The following is a 2,431-nucleotide window of genomic DNA, read 5'->3' as shown; positions in this document are numbered from 1 at the left end:
CGCCTGCGCCCCGCGATGCCGGACGCCCTTCCGGCCGGACCACGGTGAACCCCATGCGCCTGTGCCTCTGCATCTGCACCTGCGAGCGTCCGGCGGGCCTGGCGCTGCTGCTCAAGGCCATCGACCGGCAGCGGCTCGGCGACCTCGCCGAATCCGCCCTGCGGATCCTGGTGGTCGACAACGGCCGCAGCGACGCCGCCATCCCGGTGGTGGAGGCCTACCGCACCGCGGGCCGCTTCCCGATCACCTACGCCCGGGAGGCGGTCCGGGGCCTGGCGGCGGTGCGCAACCGCAGCCTCACGGCGGCCGCCACGCTCGGCGCCGACTGGATCGCCCTGATCGACGACGACGAGGTGCCGGACCGGGACTGGCTGCGCAGCCTGCGCGACACGGCGCAGCGGACCGGCGCCCCGGCCTGCGTCGGCCCGGTGGTGCCGCTGTTCGACCGGGTCCCCCCGGCCTGGGCGACGACCGGCGGATTCTTCGCCAAGACCCTGCCGGTCCGCGACGGGATGGTGGCGGACGCCTACACGGCCAACGCGCTGCTGGACCTCCGGGTGGTGACGGCTTTGGGCCTGTCCTTCGACATGCGCTTCAACACCCTGGGCGGCGAGGACACCATCTTCTTCCGGTCGCTTCTGCTTGCCGGGCACAGGATCGCCTGGGCGCCCGACGCGATCGTGTACGACAGCATCCCGGCGCACCGGATGCGGGTGCGCTGGCTGCTGGCGCGCTGGTACCGCAGCGGCAGCGTCGAGGCCTATCTCGGCCGCCTCCGGCCGGAGACGGTGAGCGGGCGGCTCAGCAACGCGGCCCGGGGCCTGGCCCGCCTCGGCGGGGGCGCACTCCGGCTCGGGATCGCCGGGCTGTCGCTCCGGCCCGCCACCCTGGTCGGCGGCTTCTACACCCTGTGCCGGGGCGCCGGGCTGCTCGCCGCGGTGCTCGGCCTGAGCTACCGGGAATATCACCCCTCCCGGCACCGGTAAGCCCGGGCGTCCAAGGGGCTCAAGCCTCCGGCGGGGTCACGGGCTGGCGCACCGATGGTGCCGGGCTGGGCGGTCGAACGCCGGCGTGGCCATTCCGGCCCGCGTCATGCCCGCTCGCATCGTGCCCGCGCGAAATCGTTCCGCATTGCAGCGTGTTTCATCGCACCGCACGCACCCGGCCGAACCGGCATCATCATTGCAGTTGGTTTTCAGGGCCTCACCCGAGGCCCGCCGCACGATGAAAGGGGTGCACGCTATGGTCCTCAAGGGTTTCTCTTACGCGATGATCGGCGCCTTCGCGGGCGGTCTCGCCATGACGGTGGCCGGTTCGGCTGGAGTCCTGTTCGGCCTGTAAGCCCGCACGGGCGCCGACGCCCGCACGGGCGGCCGGTCACGAAGCAACGGATCCGCGGCGGGGTGAGAGCCCCGCCGTTTCCGTGAGCGGAGGCAGGATGCGGCGCGCCTGCCGGGGCCTGAGGCGAGCGGCGCACGGGGGGATTGGGAAGGACGGTCAAACAGGCTTTTGGGAGCTGACCGACTCACATCCACTCCGGGCGGACGCCCCCAAGCACCAGAGGCCGCCACCCTCCGCGTTATCGCGTCGCGAACTTGAGGCTGAGCGCCGCCTTGGCGACCAGGCCCGGGCTCGCCAGGGCGTCGAGATATTGCCGGTAGCGCTTGTCGAAGGCGTTCTGGACGATGAACTCGGCCTTCACGCGATCGTCGAGATCGTAGGACGCGAAGACATCCACCAGCCCGTAGGCTTCTTGTGACCGGGTCCTTCGTGCGCGGGCAGGTTCGTCCGCGCAGCGACGAGGCTCAGCTGCGTGCCGAGTTCCAAGCGGTTACCGAGGAACCGGAGGCCCAGCGTCGTGCTGATCCGGACCGGCAACATTCCGGTGCGGCAGGATGAACGGCTGGTCCGGGCCGGGGATTTTTCCGACCGGCCAGCGCACCCCGAACACCCGGGCGATCAGGTCGTCGCGGAGCACGTTCGCGGGCCGCCCGGTGGCGACCAGCCGGCCGGCCTCGATCACCAGCAGCGTGTCGGCGTAGGCGGCCGCCAGGTTGAGGTCGTGCAGGATCGCCACCACGGCGACGCCCGAGGCCGCCAGCGCCGCGGCGGCGTCGAGGAGCGCGCCCTGGTGGTTCAGGTCGAGGCTCGCGGTGGGCTCGTCGAGGAACAGCACTTGGGCGTCCGCGACCGTGCGGCCGGCCTCCATCTGGCACAGCACCCGGGCGAACTGCACCCGGGCCTGCTCGCCGCCCGACAGGGTCGGGTAGGCCCGGGTCGCGAGATGGGCGACGTCGGCCCGGTCGAGGGCCCGGGCCAGGATCGCGTCCCGGTCGCGGGCCCTGAGGCCCCGCCCGATGCCGTCGAGGCCGATCCGGGCCACGTCGGCGGCGGCGAACGGGAAGGCGAGGCGCGCGGCCTGCGGCAGCAC

Annotated in this window: 4 protein-coding genes; 2 read left to right on the top strand and 2 right to left on the bottom strand. The window is 72.8% G+C overall.

What is annotated here, in order from left to right; translation table 11 throughout:
* Positions 1 to 986: glycosyltransferase (locus tag FV228_RS26885; RefSeq protein ID WP_246694044.1), on the top strand; the 986-nt coding region annotated here is incomplete at its 5' end.
* 85 nt (positions 987 to 1,071) lie between these two features.
* The gene (locus FV228_RS26880; RefSeq protein WP_147857313.1) at positions 1,072 to 1,341 is read left to right on the top strand and encodes a hypothetical protein; all 270 of its coding nucleotides are present in this window, start codon (positions 1,072 to 1,074) and stop codon (positions 1,339 to 1,341) included.
* 238 nt (positions 1,342 to 1,579) lie between these two features.
* Here FV228_RS26880 and FV228_RS33470 read toward each other — a convergent pair whose 3' ends face one another.
* Both FV228_RS33470 and FV228_RS26870 read right to left on the bottom strand, forming a co-directional pair.
* Positions 1,580 to 1,738, bottom strand: coding sequence for a hypothetical protein (locus FV228_RS33470; protein ID WP_187277930.1), 159 nt, complete (start codon positions 1,736 to 1,738; stop codon positions 1,580 to 1,582).
* A 93-nt stretch (positions 1,739 to 1,831) separates the two neighbouring features.
* Positions 1,832 to 2,431, bottom strand: a 600-nt coding sequence (locus FV228_RS26870) for an ATP-binding cassette domain-containing protein (protein WP_147857312.1), incomplete at its 5' end; no start/stop codon positions are given.

Origin of the sequence: Methylobacterium sp. WL18, from assembly GCF_008040015.1 — a bacterium.
Taxonomy (GTDB): Bacteria; Pseudomonadota; Alphaproteobacteria; order Rhizobiales; family Beijerinckiaceae; genus Methylobacterium; species Methylobacterium mesophilicum.
The sequence above is the reverse complement of the archived record's forward strand: the minus strand, read 5'-3'. Positions and strand labels throughout refer to the sequence as shown.